This is a genomic window from Rhizobium sp. RAF36, assembly GCF_052114105.1.
Taxonomy (GTDB): Bacteria; Pseudomonadota; Alphaproteobacteria; order Rhizobiales; family Rhizobiaceae; genus Rhizobium.
This window is the reverse complement of sequence record NZ_JBFREC010000001.1, coordinates 140705-159637: the sequence shown is the minus strand read 5'-3', so window position 1 is coordinate 159637 and position 18933 is coordinate 140705. Positions and strand designations below refer to the sequence as shown.

Here is an 18933-nt window from a genome sequence, read left to right as displayed (position 1 = left end):
CCTCAGAACAACCCCTCGATATACCCCTGGTCGTTCAGGAATATCCGCTCCGCTGAGGGCGACTTGGGCAGGCCCGGCATGGTCATGATCTCACCGGTGATGACGACGACAAAGCCGGCGCCGGCCGAGAGGCGCACTTCGCGCACCGGCACGATATGCCCTTCCGGCGCGCCGCGCAGATTGGGATCGGTCGAGAATGAGTATTGCGTCTTCGCCATGCAGACCGGCAGCTTGCCGTAGCCTTGCTCTTCCCAGGCGATGAGCTGATCGCGCACCGCCTTGTCGGCGGTCACTTCGCCCGCATGATAGATCTTCGAGGCGACGATCTCGATCTTTTCCAGCAGCGGCAGGTCGTCGCCATAGAGCGGCTGGAATTTTGCCTGACCGGAATCGGCAAGTTCGACGACTTTGTGGGCAAGCTCCTCGATCCCGGCGGAACCCTCGGCCCAGTGGCGGCAGAGGATGGCTTCGCCGCCGAGACGCGCCACATACTCCTTCACGGCTGCGATCTCCGCATCGGTATCCGAAACGAAATGATTGATGGCGACGACGACAGGCACGCCGAACTTGCGGACGTTCGAGACATGCCGTCCGAGATTGGCGCAGCCCTTGACGAGGGCGGCGACATTCTCTGCGCCGAGGTCTTCCTTCTTCACGCCGCCATTCATCTTTAGCGCCCGGACGGTAGCGACGATAACCGCAGCATCCGGCTTCAGCCCGGCCTTGCGGCATTTGATATCGAAGAACTTCTCAGCGCCGAGATCGGCACCGAAGCCTGCTTCCGTGACGACGTAGTCGCCAAGCTTCAGCGCTGTCTTCGTCGCCGTCACCGAGTTGCAGCCATGGGCGATATTCGCGAAGGGGCCGCCATGCACGAAGGCCGGATTGTTTTCCAGCGTCTGCACCAGGTTCGGCTGCATTGCGTCCTTCAACAGGACGGCCATCGCGCCGTCCGCCTTCAGGTCACGGGCATAGACGGGCGTCTTGTCGCGCCGGTAGGCGACGATGATGTTACCAAGGCGCTTTTCCAGGTCCTTCAGATCGGAAGCCAGGCAGAGGATCGCCATGACCTCGGAGGCAACGGTGATGTCGAAGCCGCCCTCGCGCGGAAAGCCGTTGGCAACGCCGCCGAGCGAACTCACCATTGAGCGCAGCGCCCGGTCGTTCATATCCATCACCCGCCGCCAGGTGATGCGGCGAATGTCGATATCGAGCTCGTTGCCCCAGTAGATATGATTGTCGATCATCGCCGCCAGCAGATTGTGCGCCGAGGTGATCGCGTGGAAATCGCCGGTGAAGTGCAGATTGATGTCTTCCATCGGCACGACTTGCGCATAGCCGCCACCGGCAGCCCCGCCCTTGACGCCGAAGCAGGGGCCGAGCGAAGCCTCGCGGATGCAGACGATTGTCTTCTTGCCGATGCGGTTCAGCCCGTCGCCGAGGCCGACCGTGGTCGTCGTCTTCCCCTCGCCCGCCGGGGTCGGGTTGATCGCTGTGACGAGGATCAGCTTGCCGTCCTTCTTTTCCGCTTGCGCGGCGATGAAACTGGCGCTGATCTTCGCCTTGTCGTGGCCATAGGGCACCAGATCCTGCTCCGGAATGCCGAGCTTGGCGCCTATCTCGAAGATCGGCTTCTTCTTGGCCGCGCGGGCGATTTCGATGTCGGATTTGATAGCCACGGGGTAGTCCTCGGAGTTTGTGTTATTGTCCGACCATGCCGCCATCGCCTCGTCGGAAACAAGACCCCGCATGCCGCTTTTCACGCCGTTCCACGACAAACCGCGCCATCGGCCGGGATGAAATCCGCCGCCAAGGCTTGCTGCAACTTGCATGGATGGGCTATGCCGCCTCTATCGTTTCAGCGTGCGGGGGCACCTAAAGATGAAATCACTTGAGCTGCTCGTCGAGCGCATCATCCTGTCGAGCCGCTGGCTGCTCGTCGTGTTCTATCTCGGTCTCGTCGCGGCACTTGCCGTCTATGCGATCTCCTTCGGCTACAAATTCCTGAAGGTCGCAAGCGCCGTCTTCACGCTTGGCGAAGACGAGATGATCCTCGCCATGCTCGGCCTCATCGATGCCGCGCTGGTCGCCAGCCTGATCGTCATGGTGATGATCTCGGGCTACGAGAATTTCGTCAGCCGCTTCGACGAGGCGGACGGCGAAAAGGAGCACGAAGTGTCCTTCCTCGGCAAGCTCGATTCCGGCAGCCTGAAGATCAAGGTCGCTTCGTCGATCGTGGCAATCTCGTCGATCCACCTGTTGCAGGTGTTTCTCAATGTCGATCAATATGAAGACGGCAAGATCATGTGGCTGACGCTGATTCACATCGCCTTCGTCGTCTCCGCGCTCATGCTCGGCTTCCTGGAAAAGCTGATGAGCTCGACCAAGAAGAACGATCTCAAGGACAAGGACTAACCGCCGGGAGCAGCCGGTGCCGGCTGTGATTCCGCGGGCGTTCCAGTCGCCGGCGGCGGTTCGCCGTGCTGGTGGCAGCGGGCGCCCGCCGGATCGTCCGCCTGGCAGAGCCGGATGCCCGGGTTCTCGTTCGAGGCAAGCATGTCGGTGATCAGCCCCAGCTTCAAAGCCTCCGATGTCGGCAGAAGCCGCAGCGTCTGCGGCGTCGCACTCATCATCAGTGCGATGATATCCTGGCTGACGCCCATTTCCTTCAGATAGGCGGAAAGTGCAGCCGCGGCCTTCTTCCCAAGCTTGGTCGATTTCGTCTCGCCCTCGCTCCTGCGGCCGATCTCCGTGCGGGAAACCTCGTGTTTCCGCCCGTTCACCATCCGGTATTCGATGCGGTAGGACACCCGGATCCTGTCATAGATCGTGGTGATCTGATGCACGCCGATATAGGCCCACTGCGACGCAACCCGCGACGTCCCGCCGGCAAGTGCGATCGGACAGACCGAAAGACAATAGGCGCCGCCTGAATAAGTGAGGCCAGCAGCCGTGCCGTCCTTGGCGATCGCCGCCTTGCATCGCATGTCGGCGATCGGACAATCCTTGAGCCGCGTGCCGCCGACTGCCGTTTCCAGATCATTCTTGCGGATCATCCGGCCCATCGCATAGGCGGCATCCACCTCCCCGCCTTCCGACCGGAAGACGATCGGCAGCTTGCGCCCGTTCAGCTGCTTCAGAATTTTCTTCAGCCGCAGCGGTGTGTCGCGCGTGATCCGGCCTTCTGCCGATACCCACTCGGCACAATCCGCCAGACAATCGGCGCTGCGGACGAGGATGAAACTCATGGAAGGTGGCTGGCTCCGCTTGGGTTTGGCAGCCCACGCATCGGAACCGGAGACAGGAGGCAATTGGAAGCAGAAAATCAGCGAAAGAATGACGAAATATTTGACGGCGAGAATGGTGGCACAGCGCACGAGCGGTCGTCCCGTTTGGATCGCCTGACGCTAGCAATAGCGACCCGAAGCAGCAAGCGCCACAGCCGCACGTTATGCTAAAGTGAAACCGTATTCATCGCTTCAGAGGCAGCCTTTTAGGAATTTGAGTCTACCGTCGACCAACTTCTGAGGTGATTCTTCTCCTCCCGGCGCGGGAGAAATCCACAGCTTCGTAGTAATGGAAGAAGTAAAATAGCCGCGATCACTACCTGCATAATACATTATACAACCAATGAGTGCGTATGTGTGATTAATTTTTAACACTATAAATTAATCAGCATGGCCGATGCGAATTGTGGCTAGCATCCCGTGGAGTTTTACGTATGTGTTAGCGGTAACATTCGAGTGATCGGGGCGCATAATGTCATACATGACTACCTCTGAACGGCAATCGCTGCTGACAGGAGAGCTGGCTGCTGCCCGCACGCGTGTATTGTTCGTTCACGCACTGCACAGGGTTGCCGGCGCATTCGGCCTGTCGCAGACGACGCTCCTGCACACACCGTCCGCCGAAGACCTGCTGTTGAAGTCGCTGATCATCGAAAGCTCGCTGCCCGCCTCCTATATCCGCGAATTCGACCGGGCGCATATGCTGCGCAGCTGTCCCTTCACGGCAAAGCTTCGTGAATCAGCCGTTCCACAGCACTGGAATCTGGCGGAAACTCTGCAAGGGCTCAACTTCCCGGCCGAGCTGCGTAACCTGATGATGCATTACGCCATGCCGACGGGCATCACCTTTCCGATCAACGCACTCGATGGAAACCGGCTGGTCTTCTGGTTCGGCGGCGAGCGTGCGCCCTTCGCCCAGAACGAGATCAACGAGCTGGCGATGATCATGCTGCATGCGCTCGACGCCTATAACACCGTGCGCCGCAACGAGGACAGCGCCTACAATGCCCTGTCGGCCCGCGAGCTTGAGGTCGTGCGCTGGACGGCGCAGGGCAAGACCTCGGTCGAGATCGGCCAGATCCTGGCGCTCTCCGACCATACCGTGAACGCCTACATGACCAATGCGATCAAAAAACTCGATTGCGTGAACAGAACGCAGTTGGTAGCTAAGGCCATACGCTTGAAGCTGATCAGCTGAGAAATCAGAAGAGAATCAGTGCGCAAACCTCATGGGAGGGAACGTGCCTCTTCGATTTGAACAGCCCGCCAACGGCAAAGAAAAGCAGACGCGCGACCATATCGGCATCTCTGATCTTGAGATCGTCCAGATGGTTGCAGCCTACCGAAATTTCGGATTCTGGCGCATCGAGGTGGAATCGGGACATTTCTTCGCCAGCGAAGATGTCTTCGCGATTTTCCGCATGGCCTTCACCTCTGGCCCCGCCAATCTGGTCGAGCTCCTCTCGCGCATTCATCCCGAGGACCGGGTTCTGATCACCGAAACCTTCGAGCAGGCGAGCCTGCACAAGACGGGTTTCCACTTTTCCTATCGCGTCGATAACGGGCTTGGCGGCTACAAGACGGTCCGCTCCGTCGGAAAATTCCGCAACAACGAGATCGTCGGCATTACCTACGAATTCGTCGAGCAGCTCCGCGTCGTCGGCTTCGAGGATAACGGCGCCTGAGCCGGCCGCATCAGCGGCCGAGCACCGCGCGCATCTCGACGATATTCGAGCGCACCCTCAGCATATAGAAGCCCATCGTCGCCAGGTGGCTCGGCATGATCCAGCCGTCTTCGCGTCCATTGGAAATGATCGCCGGCTGGATGCGCAGCGCCGCCTGAAACTGCTTGGTGGTGCCGCTGAACAGCGCCCCGAGATTGCGCTCGGCCACCACCTGCGAAAAGTCGGATCGGGCTGCCGTCAGGATCGCGTAATAACCATAGAGCTGACCATAGGCGAACCAGAAACGGTCGTCCGCCCGGGTGTCGAACCAGCCGAAATTGTGGTTCTCCGAGCGCTCCGCCAGAATGTCGGACGTGCCGCCGAGATCGTTGGCGATGCGATCGATGAACTGCAGCAGGTTGTCGGCGCGGCCGTCGAACACGGCATTGCAGTTCGCAAGATCGGTGTTGAACTTCCGCAGGCTCTCGATCGCCGAACGATAGTAGCTCGGCGTCGGCGTCTTCGGGCCGAACGGGTTCATGCCGAAATACCAGCTGTACTCGTCATATTGAAGATTGCCGCGGGCGCTCTGCAGGTCGCCGTTGATCCCCGAGGTGCCGCGAACGCGCCCCAGCGTATCGACCAGTTCGGCCGACGTGCGGCGAACCGCCTGGTTGATGCCGCGCTGGAAGGAGGCTTTGTTGTCGAGGAACGGTGTGTGATCCCAGTCGACGCCGAAGAAGCCCATGCGATAGAGCAGCATGGAGGAGATCCAGGCATTCTGGTTGACGTTGGAATCGATCAGATCGGCGGTGACATCGACGATCGCAGAACGCTGGCAGGTCTTGGCAGGCGCCGGCGACGCCGCCGAAGCCGTGCCGGTATCAGCAACCGGAATTTCCTGCCCGGCAGCGACCTTGCGCTCCGAGAAGCGGTACTGATCGACGAAGTTCGGATTGAAGCCCGACCAGACCTGCGTTTGCCAGAAGAAATAGCCGTAGAGCACTGCAAACAGCGCGACGACAGCGATGACAGGTAAACGGATCATCCAGCTGCGCCGCTGATACCAGCCATGTGCGGCCATGAAGGGCCAGAGGATGCCGGCAGCCAGAACGCCGAACCAGCGGCCGATGGCGCTTCCGATAGACCTGAAGAAACCGGTAATCCGGTCGAGCATTGCCATCTCCCCTTGCGCAGAATTTACTCATCCACATAAGTGCTTGCCGAAGCGAGCACAACAAGAGCACGAGATTTTTGCCGCGCGCACCGAAGCGCTACCCTGTGGGCCGCGGCTCCGGCGGCTCGGATTTCTATGAGCAAATCCTCATGGTACAATGCCGCGCTTGGCGCCGTCCGCCGTGGGCCCGCCTGCCGGGAGGTTGTGTGATGAGCGAAGTCGACGTGCTGTTCGCCACCCTGAGGCATGCGGCCGGCCAGCAGACGGCCGACTGCATCGAGAATGCGGTCAGGAACGGCTCGGATCGCGATCTCAACCGCATCAACGCGCTCGCCTTCGCCAAGGCGCATGATCTCGACGAAGAGAAGACGATCGCGGGCTTTCTGCATGCGGCCCGGATCGGCGCCTTCGAAATGACCTGGAATGTGCTCTGCCCCGGCTGCGGCGGCGTCCTCGACAGCGGCACCACGCTGAAGGCTGTTGATCGCGAGAGCTATCATTGCGCGCTCTGCGCCGCCGGTTACGAGCCGACCCTCGACGAGATGGTCGAGGTCACCTTCACCGTCAGTCCACGCGTGCGCAGGATCGCCGCCCACGAGCCCGACCGACTGCCGGCGCTCGAATATTACCGTCAGGTGTTCTTCAGCACCGGCGTCGACCTTCCCGATGATCTCGAAGAGCGGTTCGGCCGCATCCTCCTGGAGATGATTGAGCTGGACCCCGGTGAAAAGGCCTTCGTCTCGGTGCAGCTGCCACCGCAATTCATCATCATCTTCGATGCCGTGACGCATTCGGCGCAGTTCATCGACGTCCAGGGCGAGCCAACCGGCGAGCGCCAGAACCTCTCGATGGTCATCAGCCGCGGCCATACGCCGAACGAGACCGAGACCCTGCGCCCCGGTCTGCTGCGGCTGACGCTCGAAAACCACACCGACCGCCGCGTGCTACCAAATGTCTGCATCGCCGGCGACGACCTGCACGAGATCCTCGGCCGCAGGCGGCCATTCCTGACCGCCAAGCGTCTGCTGACCAACCAGAGTTTCAGGGATATCTACCGGACCGATACGCTCGACGTCGACCAGCGCCTGAGGATCACCAGCCTGACATTCCTGTTCACCGACCTCAGAGGCTCGACGGCACTTTACGAGCGTGTCGGCGATCTGGCCGCCTTCGATCTGGTGCGCGCTCATTTCCGGGTGCTGCACGAAATCGTTGCCACCGAGACAGGAGCGGTCGTTAAGACCATTGGCGATGCCGTGATGGCGACCTTCCCGAGCCCCGACCGCGCCGTCACCGCAGCCCTTCGAATGCGCGAAGCGATGCTCCGCCTGAATACCGAACGCGGCAGCGAAGATCTGCTGCTCAAGATCGGCATCCACGAAGGCCCCTGCCTCGCCGTCAACCTCAACGACCGGCAGGATTACTTCGGCCAGACCGTCAACATCGCCTCTCGCGTCCAGAACCTTGCCGATCCTCACGTGATCCTGACGACTGAAGCGATTGTCGGAAACGAACGGGTCTGCGAAATCCTGCGCGACAGCGGCATCACCTCAGTCTCCCGCATGGAGGAGCTGCACGGCATTTCCAGAGAGGTGAAGATTTTCGCGCTGCCGTGACCGCTATTCCAGGATCGGAACATGCGGCGCGGCGGTCCGCGGCAAGATGCCGGTCACCCGCGGATCGTCGGCGACCTCGATCAATAGGGCATAGGGCGAAAAGCCCGAGCGCCGGTAAAACGAGAGCGCATTCGGATGGTCGAAATGGCAGGTATGGAGCCACAGCCTTTCGATCGGATGCGCCCAGGCGAAAGAAAGCGCATGGTTCATCAGATAACGCCCGGCGCCGGTGCCGATCGTCTCCTTGATGACGCCGAAAAACACCAGTTCGCAGGCGCCCGGCTCCCGGAAATCGAGTTCGATCATCCCGGCAGGCTTGCCGCCCGATGACAGCACGTAGATCTCCACCCTGGGATCGCGGAGGATATCGGCCAGTTCGCCGTCGCTGATCACCAGCCGTGAAACCCACATCCATTCCTCGCCGATCGCCCGGAAAAGCTGCCGGTAGGTATCGAGATCGGGGACGGTCATGCGCGCGAGGGAAAGGTCTGAGCGTTCGGCGGCGGCGATAGCTTCCGGCTTCTCCCGCATTTCCAGGCAGGTGACGGCGTTGGCAAGCTTGCCCTTTGGGACAAGAGAATAGCCTTCCGGCAGGACCGGATTGGAGTTTCCTATCGTTTCAATCGTTTCCATCGTTTGGCCCTACCATGCGTGTCGCGGAATTCCCCGGTCGAGGCATAGCGGCTTGGCCGGTTCTTGCAAAGACCGGAGGTCCGGCGCTGATGCCGGCTAGGAGCGCCCGAACCGCAATCTCAGACGCGGCAGCCGCTTGGTCAGGTCGATCAGCGGCCTGTCGTGCTCCATGCTGATAACAGGCACAAACGCGGAAAACTTCTTCTCGAAGGCGATACTTGCGGCGCTCTTGCGCTGCTCGATATCCTGCGGCACCAGCATGCCTCGCTCGAAAAGCGAGATCGGTGCGGCGATATTCGGAAAGATCGTCTGGCTGATCTTCGCCTTGGCACCCGGCCGGTCGGTATCGACCTGGGCACGGTAGAGCACGAGGCGCTCTTCGGTATCGACCATCAGCTTCCGGGTCAGCACGTTGCAGAGCGCGATCTGGCTATTCAGCGCATCGACGAAACTCTGGAACATGGTGATGAAGCGCTCGCGCCGCTGGCTCTCGTCGCGCATCACCTGCTCTTCGCTGGAAATCCGGTCAGCCTCGCCTTTCAGAGCACGGCGCTCTTCCTCGAGCCGCTCCCACTCCGTTCTGCCGCCATAGACGCCGATGCGCCCCTGCGTCGTCAGCGCCTTGGCGTTCAGCTCCTTCATCCGCATCCGCGCGATATCGATCGCATCGACGAGGCGGCGGCGGTGCTCGATGATATCGACGACACCGCCTTCGGCCGTCTTGTGGCACTCGCCGGCAAAGCCGCGGTGCTGGGTTACAAGGCCTGCAAGCGCATCACTCTTGGCGAAAAGATCAAGCAGCCGCTCGACGACAGGTGCCTCGCTGACGCGCTGGCTGTGCAATCTCCACATCCGCTGGCGCGAGAACCACCCGGTGATCCGTTCGCGGCGCGTCAGTCCGCGGAAGCTGTCGAGATCGGCGGAGACGTCTTCAGACAACCGGTCGAGTTCACCGGCGAGCTCGCCAAGCGCGGCATCCAGCGCCTCGCGCTTCTGGCCTGCGGCCTGGAAACGCTGGTTCTCGTCCAGAAACGTCTCGTCGCTGGACTGCGCCTCGTTGCGGGCAAAGCTGGCGATGAAGGCAGCGCAATCGCCAGCTTCGGCGCGCAGCTCTTCCGCCAGCGCGCTTGCCGTTTCCATGAGAATTTCGAATGATGGAGCCTTGCGCACCCGCTTCTCCTGGGAATCGTTGGCCTCAAGCTAACCGGTCGGAGACGGGATGAAAATCCGCCTTTTTCAGACGGCCTCGGCCACGAAGGGGCCGTTCATTTCGTCGTCCCAGTGCCTGCGGCAGAGCGAAACATATTTCTCGTTGCCGCCGACATCGATCTGCGCGCCCTCGTGCAGCACCTTCCCCTCGCCGTCGAGCCGCACCACCATTGTCGCCTTGCGGCCGCAGTGGCAGATGGTGCGCACTTCGCGCATCTCGTCAGAAATGGCGAGCAGCTCCTCGGAGGCCGGAAACAGCTTGCCCTGGAAATCGGTGCGCAAGCCATAGACCATGATCGGGATACCGAGGCGGTCGACGATGCGGGCGAGCTGCCAGACATGCTCGCGCGTCATGAAATGCGCCTCGTCGACGAAGACGCAGGCGATCGGCTCTCCCTCGCCGGCAAGGCGCGTCACCAGCGCCAGCAGATCGGTCTCCGCCTCGAAGGGGATGGCCTTGGCTTCCAGGCCGATCCGCGAGCCGATGATGCCCTTTCCGGTGCGCTCGTCGAAGGCGGCGATCAGCATCACCGTGCGCATGCCGCGCTCCTGGTAATTGTAGGAGGCCTGCAGCAGCATCGTCGTCTTGCCGGCGTTCATCGTCGAGTAATTGAAGTAGAGTTTCGCCATGTTTTTCTCCGTTCCTCGCTTTTGACGGCTCGAATCGCCGATGAGAAGAGCACAGAGCTGATAACCACAGGAAATCCACGCGCGAATCCCGCCGGAATCCTTGCTTTTCAGGCCATCACGGAAAATTGCGCGACGTCGCAATCGAGTATGCCAAACCGCCGCAAACGCACTGTGGTCGCTTGTAAATGTCAGCTATTGATGGTTGGCTTGGGGACGATAAGACTGGGAGTCTATAAATGAGAACGACAAGCGCATCCAAACTGCTTACCGCAACTGCCGTTGCAGCTCTTTCCATTGCCACGGCCGCATTCGCAGCAGATCCTGAAAGCTGCACCGCCGTGCGTTTTTCCGACGTCGGCTGGACTGACATCACCGCAACCACCGCAACCGCAACCGTCGTGCTGAAGGGCCTCGGCTATGAGCCGAAGACCACCGTGCTTTCGGTACCGGTCACCTACCAGTCGCTGAAGAACAAGGACATCGACGTGTTCCTTGGCAACTGGATGCCGACGCAGGAAAAGGACGTCCGTCCCTTCCTCGACGACAAGTCGGTCGAATCCCACGGTCCGAACCTGGTTGGCGCCAAGTACACGCTGGCGACCAATGCCAAGGGTGCCGAACTCGGCATCAAGGACTTCAAGGACATCGCCGCCCACAAGGATGACCTGGATGGCAAGATCTACGGCATCGAACCGGGCAACGACGGCAACCGCCTCGTCATCGACATGATCGACAAGGACACCTTCGGCATGAAGGGCATGGAAGTCGTCGAGTCCTCCGAACAGGGCATGCTGGCGCAGGTCGCTCGCGCCGAGAAGGCCGGCAAGCCGGTCGTCTTCCTCGGCTGGGAACCGCACCCGATGAACACCAACTTCAAGCTGACTTACCTGACCGGCGGCGACGACGTCTTCGGTCCTGATTTCGGCGGCGCCAAGGTGTTCACCAACGTTCGTGCCGGCTATTTCGGTGAATGCCCGAACACCGGTACCCTGATCAAGAACATGACCTTCTCGCTCGAGATGGAAAACCAGATCATGGGCAAGATCATGAATGACGGCGAAGAGCCGGAAAAGGCTGCTGCGGAATGGCTGAAGGCCAACCCGTCGGCGCTCGATCCGTGGCTCGCAGGCGTCAAGACGCGTGATGGCAGTGCCGATGGCCTGCCCGCCGTCAAGAAGAGCCTTGGCCTCTGACGATGACGTGCGCGGGGCGGCTTTGCCGTCCCGCCTCCATTTCATCCCGAATTTTTGATCTTTTTGGATAGGCACGCCCCTTGGACTGGATCACTGACGCTAAAATTCCGATCGGCTCTTGGGCCAAGTTGTTCGTTGACTGGCTGACGACCAATGCCGACTGGTTCTTCAACCAGCTGGCCTTCATCCTGTCGCATGTCATCGACGGCATGCTGTTCGTGCTGCAGGCGCCGCATCCATTGATCGTCATCGCCGCCATCACCGGCATTGCCTACTGGATACGCCGTTCTGTCGTCGTCGCGGTCTTTACCTGTCTTGGGCTGCTGCTGATCACCAACCAGGGTTACTGGAAAGAGACGACGGAAACGCTGGCGCTCGTGCTCGCCTCCACTTTCGTCTCCATGCTGGTCGGCATCCCGCTCGGCATCGCCGCAGCGCGGCGCGCCTGGGTCTATTCGGTCCTGCGCCCGATCCTCGATCTGATGCAGACGATCCCGACCTTCGTCTATCTGATCCCGGCACTCATCCTCTTCGGCCTCGGCATGGTCCCGGGCCTGATCGCTACGGTGATCTTCGCCATTCCCGCCCCGATCCGCCTGACGCGCCTCGGCATCATCTCGACCCCGCCGTCTCTCGTCGAAGCCGCCGAGTCCTTCGGCGCGACACCGATGCAGGTGCTGCGAAAGGTCGAACTCCCCTTCGCCACGCCGCAGATCATGGCCGGTCTGACCCAGACCATCATGCTCTCGCTGTCGATGGTGGTCATCGCCGCCCTCGTCGGCGCCGATGGTCTCGGCGTGCCGGTTGTCCGCGCGCTGAACACCGTCAATGTCGCCAAGGGCTTTGAAGCCGGTCTCTGCATCGTCATCCTGGCGATCATCCTCGACCGCATGTTCCGCACTGCAGGTGAAGGAGACGGCGTATGACCTCCGTTCGTTTCGACAATGTCAGCATCATCTTCGGCGACAAGCCGGAGACCGCCCTCTCGATGGTCGATCAGGGCAAGACGCGCGACGAGATCGGCGCTTCGACCGGCCTCGTGCTCGGTGTCGCAGATGCCTCTATCACCGTCGAGGAAGGCGAAATCCTCGTCCTCATGGGCCTCTCCGGCTCCGGCAAGTCCACCCTCCTGCGCGCCGTCAATGGGCTGGCGCCCGTCGTGCGCGGCTCGGTCACGGTCTCCACAGCCACCGGCCCCGTCGACCCCTATAAATGCAGCGCCAAGGCGCTGCGCGATCTGCGCATGCACACCGTCTCGATGGTCTTCCAGCAGTTCGCCCTGCTGCCATGGCGTACGGTCGCCGACAATGTCGGCTTCGGCCTGGAACTCGCCGGCATGGCCGACGCCGAGCGCAAGAAGCGCGTTGATGAGCAGCTCGAACTTGTCAACCTGACAAAGTGGGCAAACCGCAAGGTCAACGAACTCTCGGGCGGCATGCAGCAGCGCGTCGGCCTCGCCCGCGCCTTCGCAACCGGTGCGCCGATCCTCCTGATGGACGAGCCGTTCTCCGCCCTCGATCCGCTGATCCGCACCCGCCTGCAGGACGAACTGCTGGAGTTCCAGCGCCGCCTGAAGAAGACCATCCTCTTCGTCAGCCACGATCTCGACGAAGCCTTCCGCATCGGCAATCGTATTGCCATCATGGAAGGCGGGCGCATCATCCAGTGCGGCACCCCGCAGGAAATCGTCAAGAACCCGGCCGACCAATATGTTGCGGACTTCGTGCAGAACATGAACCCGATCAACATGCTGACCGCGCAGGACGTCATGCAGCCCGGTCTCGGCCAGTCTGCCGTGGGCGCCACCGTCACGGCGACAGCCAAGCCCGCAACGCCGCTCGTCGATATCCTCGATGCCCTGTCCCGCCAGCCTGGCAGCATCGGCGTCGTCGACAACGGTACGATCGTCGGCACGATTTCGGCGCAGGACATCGTCAGCGGCCTCACCCGCCACCGGCGCAAAGAACAGGCTTGATCCTTCCGTCCACTTCCGACAGAAAAGTGGACATGAAAGATCAAGCTTCCGTATTGCGGGAGACGGACGGGCAGGCCCGGACGCTCGCCCGCACCCTGCTCCGTTCGGCCCGCTATGCCGGCCTCGCCGTACTCGATCCGGCGACCGGCTTTCCCTTTGCCAGCCGCGTGCTACTCGGCACCGATATAGACGGCACGCCCGTCGTCCTCGTCTCGGCGCTCTCGACCCATACCAAGGCACTGGAAGCTGATCCCCGCGCCTCGCTGCTAACAGGCGAGCCCGGCAAGGGCGATCCGCTCGCCTACCCGCGCCTGACGACGCAATGCATCGCCGAGCCGGTGGAGCGCGGCAGCCCGCTTCACGAGCGCATCCGCGGCCGTTTCCTGAACCGGCATACCAAGGCCAAGCTCTATATCGACTTCCCGGATTTCCGGTTTTTCCGCTTGCTGCCGCAGTCCGCCAGCCTCAACGGAGGCTTCGGCCGGGCCTATCTCCTGGAGGGTTCGGACCTTGCGATTCTCTCTCCCGCCAACGATGCGGTGGCGGCGGAAGCCGATGCCATAGTGCGAGATTTAGTAGACAACCACCCAGAGGTGCTTAGGGCGCTTGAAACCCGTTTCAAGGGGACAATTGACGGGACTTTGAGGGTTTGTGGTCTGGATAGTGCTGGTTTTGACGTGATTTCGGGCGATAACTTGTCACGTTGTGAATTCGAAGAGCCTGTCACAAAACCCGGGGAAATTATTCCACACATATCTAAAATAGCATACTCGATACCCGAAATTTAGGTATATACAATCTTCATGCCCAATTGCTACTTTTCGGGCGTCCGCCAAACCCCGTCTAACGCCCTGTGCCTATACGGAAAAAATTCGCATTAGGAAGATTGGAATAATGGAAAATACTGACTTGTCAGATCACGCTAATGTGGCGGCCGCGCTTCTGTCAGCAATGGCAAACCCCAAGCGCCTGCTCATCCTCGTGAGCCTCGTGAAGGGTGAAGTTCCCGTCGGCGTCCTCGCGACGCAGGTTGGCCTTAGCCAGTCTGCCCTGTCGCAGCATCTCTCCAAGCTTCGCGCCCAGAAGCTGGTCCGGACCCGCCGCGATGCGCAGACCATTTATTACTCGAGCAATTCCGAGCCTGTGATGAAAATCCTGGCAACGCTCGAAGACATTTACGCTGTTCAGAACCGGAGCCGTTCCGCGGCCTAAAGTCAACGCTGACATCACGTCAGCCAAGAACCGGTCCGCCAATGGAATAATTCCGGAATGGACCGGACGCAGTATTTCAGCACGTCAACCCTACTTCTTGACCGGCAGATCGCTCGATTTGCCGGTCTTTTTCGTTTCGGCCGGATACCGTTCTGGCGGTATTTCAATGCGGCGGCAAAGCGCATAGCAATGAACGGTAAACTCTGGTTTCGTGCGCTTTCGGTCTCTTGACGCCCGATTCCGCGCTGATAGTTTGACCGGACGGTAAAAATACGGGCTTAAGCCCGGGGAACGGGCCTCGCGGCCAGGAGAACAGCATGTCCAATCGCCTCAACACCCCCAACGACCTTCGCGCCTTCTGGATGCCGTTTACGGCGAACCGGCAGTTCAAGAAGGAGCCGCGCATGTTCGTCGGCGCCAAGGACATGTATTACACCACCCATGATGGCCGTCAGGTGCTCGATGGCACCGCCGGTCTCTGGTGCGTCAATGCCGGCCACTGCCGCCCGAAGATCACCGAGGCGATCCGCGAACAGGCGGGCGAACTCGATTACGCCCCAGCCTTCCAGCTCGGCCACCCCAAGGCCTTCGAACTGGCGAACCGCCTGGTCGATATCGCCCCTGAAGGCATGAACCACGTTCTCTACACCAACTCCGGCTCTGAATCGGTCGAGACCGCGCTCAAGGTGGCGCTGGCCTATCACCGGGTAAAAGGCAACGGCTCGCGCTTCCGCCTCATCGGCCGCGAGCGCGGTTATCACGGCGTCAATTTCGGCGGCATCTCGGTTGGCGGCATCGTCTCCAACCGCAAGATGTTCGGCACGCTTCTGACCGGCGTCGATCACATGCCGCACACCCACCAGCCCGGCAAGAACAACTTTACACGCGGCGAGCCTGAACATGGCGGTGATATCGCAACCGAACTCGAGCGTATCGTCACCCTGCACGACGCCTCGACCATCGCCGCCGTCATCGTCGAGCCGGTCGCCGGCTCCACCGGCGTGCTGATCCCGCCGAAGGGCTACCTGCAGAAGCTGCGCGAGATCTGCACCAAGCACGGCATCCTGCTGATCTTCGACGAAGTCATCACCGGTTTCGGCCGCCTCGGCGCTCCCTTCGCCGCCCAGTATTACGACGTCATGCCCGACATGATCACCACCGCCAAGGGCCTGACCAATGGTGTCATCCCGATGGGCGCGGTCTTTGTCACCTCGGAGATCCACGACGCCTTCATGAGCGGCCCCGAGCACATGATCGAGTTCTTCCACGGCTACACCTATTCGGGCAACCCGATCGCTTCGGCCGCTGCACTCGCCACGCTCGACACCTATAAGGAAGAAGGCCTGCTGACCCGCGCCGCGGAGCTTTCCGACTACTGGGCCGACGCGCTGCACTCGCTGAAGGATTGCCCGAATGTCATCGACATCAGGAACACCGGCCTGATCGGCGCCATCGAGCTCGACCCGATCGCCGGCGAACCGACCAAGCGCGCCTTCACCGCCTTCCTGAAGGCCTATGAGAAGGGCCTGCTGATCCGCACGACCGGCGACATCATCGCGCTGTCTCCGCCGCTGATCATTGAGAAGCACCATATCGACGAGCTGTTCGGCAAGCTGCGCGAGATCCTTCAGAACAACATCTGATCGTCACGAGACCAAACGAAATGCCCGCCGGAACTGATCTCCGGCGGGCATTTTTACGTCTTGATCTTACGCCTTGATCTCAGGCCTTGTGCGCCGAAGCGACCGACAGGCAGAGCGCAAAGCGCTTCAGCAGCTTGATGTCGAAATGCCCTTCTCGGCTCAGCATCCATTTCAGGGCGTCGGCAGGCGACCAGGGCTGCTTGTAGGGCCTGATCGAGGTGATCGCATCATAGACGTCGCAGATCGCTGCGAGCTTCGCATAGGTGCTGAGCTTCGAGCCCGGCACCATATTCGGGTATCCCCGCCCGTCGATCCGCTCATGATGGTTGAGGCAGACGTCGAGAACGATGTCAGGCATGCCCGCCTGCCGCTTCAGGATCGCATGGCCAAGTTCCGGATGGCTGCGGATCAACTGCATTTCCTCGTCGTCGAGCTTGCCTTCCTTGGCGAGAATTTCGTGCGGGATTTCCACCTTGCCGACATCGTGCAGCAGCCCGGCAATGCCAAGGACGCGAACCGTCTCCTCGTCGAAATCCAGATAGCGGGAGAAATGGATCATCAGCGCGCTGACCGACAGCGAATGCACGAAGGTCGTCTCGTCCTTCGACTTCAATCGCGTGACGCTGAGGAAGATCGCCGGGTTTTCATCGAGCGACGTGGACAGTCCCGAAATGACGGGCGCGATATCATCGATCGCGACACCCGCCCCGCCCTGAATCTTGCTGAAGACATCTTCGAGCTGCTCGGCGGATTTCTGGATGGTTTCGCGCGCAGCCTTGGTCTGCGCCTCGACGGCACGGGGATCCTCGGACGCATAGGCAGGCACATTGGAGCGCAGGCCGTTCGTATCGACGCCCTTGGCTGTGTTGATGACCACCCCGGCGACACCGCTGCCGCGCAACCGTTGGGCATCGGATTCCCGCCTTACGAGAAACCGGTGACGCCCGAGCAATGGGTCGTTCCAGGCCCCTTCGACGGCCTCGATAAACATCCCAGCCCTGACCTGGCTGGCTTCAATGCGCTTTAGCATTCAGTCGCTTAGTCCCAACGCACGATTAGACTTGCCGGGCCGAGTTTATTCTTGAGACACACTCCAGACCGGCCACCCCTCTACAACCTTCATAGCATGCAAATGTTAATCGGTTCTATTTTACGAATATTCTCACGCACAAAGATTCACTGACTATTCTTGGTATCTTTCCGGCGTTATTTGCAACTCGTGGATTAAATCGATTTGAGCACTTAGCCCAAGGTAGATGCCGGCTAATGACCTCTGAAAAACTCCGGAATTTTACGAAAATGACGCCGGAGCCCGGTCGTTTCGCGCAATCCAGAACAATTTTGGCGGTGATTTTGTTATTTCCTTGCGAAATCAAATGAGAATTCCTAGAAAATCGCCATGCGCCCGCTGAAGTCAAAGATGACCGGCCGGGGGCATTGACCGCACCGGAACCGCCGTCTTGGCGCAACTCGGAAGAGTTGTTGTACGCGCCGGCTCCGATGTCGCGGCAGCCACGCGGGCGAAAGCCCCACCCAAGGAGAACGAAAATGAGTCTGAAGACTTTGACTGGCGCGACGATGCTCGCATCGCTGGCTTTTGCACCGCTTGCCCATGCCGATATCACCATCGGCCTCATCGCGCCCCTCACCGGCCCGGTTGCCGCTTACGGCGATCAGGTGAAGAACGGCGCGCAGACCGCTGTCGACGAGATCAACAAGAACGGCGGCATTCTCGGCGAGAAGGTCATCCTGAAGACCGCTGACGACGCCGGCGAACCGAAGCAGGGCGTTTCCGCCGCCAACCAGCTGGTCGGCGAAGGCATCAAGTTCGTCGTTGGCCCGGTCACCTCGGGCGTTGCCATCCCGGCATCCGACGTGCTGGCTGAAAACGGCGTGCTGATGGTTACCCCCACGGCAACCTCTCCTGATCTGACGAACCGCGGCCTGACCAACGTCCTGCGCACCTGCGGCCGTGACGACCAGCAGGCTGGCGTTGCTGCCGAATATGCCCTGAAGCATTTCAAGGACAAGCGTATCGCCATCATCAACGACAAGGGCGCTTACGGTAAGGGTCTCACCGACAACTTCAAGGCAACCCTGAACGCCGGTGGCGTCAAGGAAGTCATCGACGACGCCGTTACGCCTGGCGACAAGGACTTCTCGGCACTCACCACCCGCCTGAAGGCTGAAAAGGTCGACGTCGTCTATTTCGGCGGCTACCACCCGGAAGGTGGCCTGCTCGCCCGCCAGCTCGCGGACCTCTCGGTCAAGGCGACGATCATCGGCGGTGACGGCCTGTCGAACAACGAATTCTGGAACATCGGTACCGAAGCCGCTGCCGGCACCATCTTCACCAACGCCTCCGACGCCACCAAGAGCCCGGACTCCAAGGCCGCTGCTGCAGCGCTCGCCGCCAAGAAGATCCCGGCCGAAGCCTTCACGCTGAACGCCTATGCCGCCGTCGAAGTCATCAAGGCCGGCATCGAGAAGGCCAAGAGCGCCGAAGACGCGGAAGCCGTCGCAGCAGCCCTCAAGGGCGGCGAAGCCATCCCGACCGCCATCGGCAAGCTCACCTACGGCGAAACCGGCGACCTCTCCTCGAAGAGCTTCGAGCTCTACAAGTGGGAAGCCGGCAAGGCCGTTCCGGTCGAATAAGGCGCTCTGCCATCGCATTTCTGCCGGGCGCCTTGTGCG

General features: G+C 60.8%; 17 protein-coding genes and 1 pseudogene. 11 read left to right on the top strand and 7 right to left on the bottom strand.

What is annotated here, in order from left to right; translation table 11 throughout:
* Window positions 1–2: 2 nt before the first annotated feature.
* Window positions 3–1724, bottom strand: coding sequence for a formate--tetrahydrofolate ligase (locus AB4Z25_RS00825; protein WP_112538017.1), 1722 nt, complete (start codon window positions 1722–1724; stop codon window positions 3–5).
* A 157-nt stretch (window positions 1725–1881) separates the two neighbouring features.
* Here AB4Z25_RS00825 and AB4Z25_RS00820 point away from each other — a divergent pair, with 157 nt between their 5' ends.
* On the top strand, window positions 1882–2415 hold the full coding sequence (locus AB4Z25_RS00820) for a TIGR00645 family protein (RefSeq protein WP_112444202.1): 534 nt from the start codon (window positions 1882–1884) through the stop codon (window positions 2413–2415).
* Between the two features lie 8 nt (window positions 2416–2423).
* On the opposite strand, the pseudogene AB4Z25_RS00815 reads toward AB4Z25_RS00820, so the two are convergent.
* Window positions 2424–3377: pseudogene (locus AB4Z25_RS00815) on the bottom strand (hypothetical protein); the annotation flags it as partial.
* Between the two features lie 382 nt (window positions 3378–3759).
* Between AB4Z25_RS00815 and AB4Z25_RS00810 the strand changes: the two are divergent.
* Window positions 3760–4485: a helix-turn-helix transcriptional regulator gene (locus tag AB4Z25_RS00810; RefSeq protein ID WP_112537906.1), complete on the top strand. Its 726-nt coding sequence runs from the start codon at window positions 3760–3762 to the stop codon at window positions 4483–4485.
* A 43-nt stretch (window positions 4486–4528) separates the two neighbouring features.
* Window positions 4529–4972, top strand: a complete 444-nt coding sequence (locus AB4Z25_RS00805) for a diguanylate cyclase (protein ID WP_112538018.1) — start codon at window positions 4529–4531, stop codon at window positions 4970–4972.
* Window positions 4973–4982: 10 nt separating this feature from the next.
* Here the strand turns inward: AB4Z25_RS00805 and AB4Z25_RS00800 are convergent, their stop codons facing one another.
* Window positions 4983–6128 (bottom strand): DUF2333 family protein, encoded by a 1146-nt coding sequence (locus AB4Z25_RS00800; RefSeq protein ID WP_112537907.1) that lies wholly within the window; start codon window positions 6126–6128, stop codon window positions 4983–4985.
* 209 nt (window positions 6129–6337) lie between these two features.
* Here AB4Z25_RS00800 and AB4Z25_RS00795 point away from each other — a divergent pair, with 209 nt between their 5' ends.
* Window positions 6338–7744: an adenylate/guanylate cyclase domain-containing protein gene (locus AB4Z25_RS00795; protein WP_112537908.1), complete on the top strand. Its 1407-nt coding sequence runs from the start codon at window positions 6338–6340 to the stop codon at window positions 7742–7744.
* A gap of 3 nt (window positions 7745–7747) precedes the next feature.
* Here the strand turns inward: AB4Z25_RS00795 and AB4Z25_RS00790 are convergent, their stop codons facing one another.
* The 3 genes from AB4Z25_RS00790 to AB4Z25_RS00780 all read right to left on the bottom strand — a co-directional run bounded on the left by AB4Z25_RS00790 (window position 7748) and on the right by AB4Z25_RS00780 (window position 10216).
* On the bottom strand, window positions 7748–8377 hold the full coding sequence (locus AB4Z25_RS00790; protein WP_112537909.1) for a GNAT family N-acetyltransferase: 630 nt from the start codon (window positions 8375–8377) through the stop codon (window positions 7748–7750).
* 96 nt (window positions 8378–8473) lie between these two features.
* Window positions 8474–9547, bottom strand: a complete 1074-nt coding sequence (locus AB4Z25_RS00785; protein WP_112537910.1) for a hypothetical protein — start codon at window positions 9545–9547, stop codon at window positions 8474–8476.
* Window positions 9548–9613: 66 nt separating this feature from the next.
* On the bottom strand, window positions 9614–10216 hold the full coding sequence (locus AB4Z25_RS00780; RefSeq protein ID WP_112515688.1) for a thymidine kinase: 603 nt from the start codon (window positions 10214–10216) through the stop codon (window positions 9614–9616).
* A gap of 236 nt (window positions 10217–10452) precedes the next feature.
* On the opposite strand from AB4Z25_RS00780, the gene AB4Z25_RS00775 reads away from it, so the two are divergent.
* The 6 genes from AB4Z25_RS00775 (at window position 10453) to AB4Z25_RS00750 (ending at window position 16239) form a co-directional block, all read left to right on the top strand.
* Window positions 10453–11409 carry a choline ABC transporter substrate-binding protein gene (locus AB4Z25_RS00775; RefSeq protein WP_112537911.1) on the top strand — a complete coding sequence of 319 codons (957 nt, stop codon included), beginning with the start codon at window positions 10453–10455 and terminating at the stop codon, window positions 11407–11409.
* Window positions 11410–11489: 80 nt separating this feature from the next.
* Complete coding sequence (gene choW, locus AB4Z25_RS00770; protein WP_112386191.1) at window positions 11490–12335, top strand: choline ABC transporter permease subunit; 846 nt, start codon at window positions 11490–11492, stop codon at window positions 12333–12335.
* Window positions 12332–13384: a choline ABC transporter ATP-binding protein gene (choV, locus tag AB4Z25_RS00765; protein ID WP_112537912.1), complete on the top strand. Its 1053-nt coding sequence runs from the start codon at window positions 12332–12334 to the stop codon at window positions 13382–13384. The genes choW and choV overlap by 4 nt, the downstream gene beginning before the upstream one ends.
* A 32-nt stretch (window positions 13385–13416) precedes the next feature.
* Window positions 13417–14172, top strand: coding sequence for a HugZ family pyridoxamine 5'-phosphate oxidase (locus tag AB4Z25_RS00760; RefSeq protein WP_112386189.1), 756 nt, complete (start codon window positions 13417–13419; stop codon window positions 14170–14172).
* Between the two features lie 106 nt (window positions 14173–14278).
* Window positions 14279–14596: an ArsR/SmtB family transcription factor gene (locus tag AB4Z25_RS00755; RefSeq protein ID WP_112386188.1), complete on the top strand. Its 318-nt coding sequence runs from the start codon at window positions 14279–14281 to the stop codon at window positions 14594–14596.
* Window positions 14597–14913: 317 nt separating this feature from the next.
* Window positions 14914–16239: an aspartate aminotransferase family protein gene (locus AB4Z25_RS00750; RefSeq protein ID WP_112386187.1), complete on the top strand. Its 1326-nt coding sequence runs from the start codon at window positions 14914–14916 to the stop codon at window positions 16237–16239.
* 79 nt (window positions 16240–16318) lie between these two features.
* On the opposite strand, the gene AB4Z25_RS00745 is transcribed toward AB4Z25_RS00750, so the two are convergent.
* Window positions 16319–17269, bottom strand: coding sequence for an HD-GYP domain-containing protein (locus tag AB4Z25_RS00745; protein WP_112537913.1), 951 nt, complete (start codon window positions 17267–17269; stop codon window positions 16319–16321).
* Between the two features lie 518 nt (window positions 17270–17787).
* On the opposite strand from AB4Z25_RS00745, the gene AB4Z25_RS00740 reads away from it, so the two are divergent.
* Entirely contained in the window at window positions 17788–18894 is a 1107-nt protein-coding gene (locus tag AB4Z25_RS00740) for a branched-chain amino acid ABC transporter substrate-binding protein (RefSeq protein ID WP_112515680.1), read from the top strand.
* The last annotated feature ends 39 nt before the right edge of the window (window positions 18895–18933 follow it).

Bases quoted from the DNA above. Each gene is read 5' to 3' on its own strand.
- AB4Z25_RS00825 (WP_112538017.1), bottom strand. From the start codon at position 1,724: ATGGCGGCATGGTCGGACAATAACACAAACTCCGAGGACTACCCCGTG.
- AB4Z25_RS00820 (WP_112444202.1), top strand. From the start codon at position 1,882: ATGAAATCACTTGAGCTGCTCGTCGAGCGCATCATCCTGTCGAGCCGC.
- AB4Z25_RS00810 (WP_112537906.1), top strand. From the start codon at position 3,760: ATGTCATACATGACTACCTCTGAACGGCAATCGCTGCTGACAGGAGAG.
- AB4Z25_RS00800 (WP_112537907.1), bottom strand. From the start codon at position 6,128: ATGCTCGACCGGATTACCGGTTTCTTCAGGTCTATCGGAAGCGCCATC.
- AB4Z25_RS00795 (WP_112537908.1), top strand. From the start codon at position 6,338: ATGAGCGAAGTCGACGTGCTGTTCGCCACCCTGAGGCATGCGGCCGGC.
- AB4Z25_RS00790 (WP_112537909.1), bottom strand. From the start codon at position 8,377: ATGGAAACGATTGAAACGATAGGAAACTCCAATCCGGTCCTGCCGGAA.
- AB4Z25_RS00780 (WP_112515688.1), bottom strand. From the start codon at position 10,216: ATGGCGAAACTCTACTTCAATTACTCGACGATGAACGCCGGCAAGACG.
- AB4Z25_RS00775 (WP_112537911.1), top strand. From the start codon at position 10,453: ATGAGAACGACAAGCGCATCCAAACTGCTTACCGCAACTGCCGTTGCA.
- choV (WP_112537912.1), top strand. From the start codon at position 12,332: ATGACCTCCGTTCGTTTCGACAATGTCAGCATCATCTTCGGCGACAAG.
- AB4Z25_RS00760 (WP_112386189.1), top strand. From the start codon at position 13,417: ATGAAAGATCAAGCTTCCGTATTGCGGGAGACGGACGGGCAGGCCCGG.
- AB4Z25_RS00755 (WP_112386188.1), top strand. From the start codon at position 14,279: ATGGAAAATACTGACTTGTCAGATCACGCTAATGTGGCGGCCGCGCTT.
- AB4Z25_RS00750 (WP_112386187.1), top strand. From the start codon at position 14,914: ATGTCCAATCGCCTCAACACCCCCAACGACCTTCGCGCCTTCTGGATG.
- AB4Z25_RS00745 (WP_112537913.1), bottom strand. From the start codon at position 17,269: ATGCTAAAGCGCATTGAAGCCAGCCAGGTCAGGGCTGGGATGTTTATC.
- AB4Z25_RS00740 (WP_112515680.1), top strand. From the start codon at position 17,788: ATGAGTCTGAAGACTTTGACTGGCGCGACGATGCTCGCATCGCTGGCT.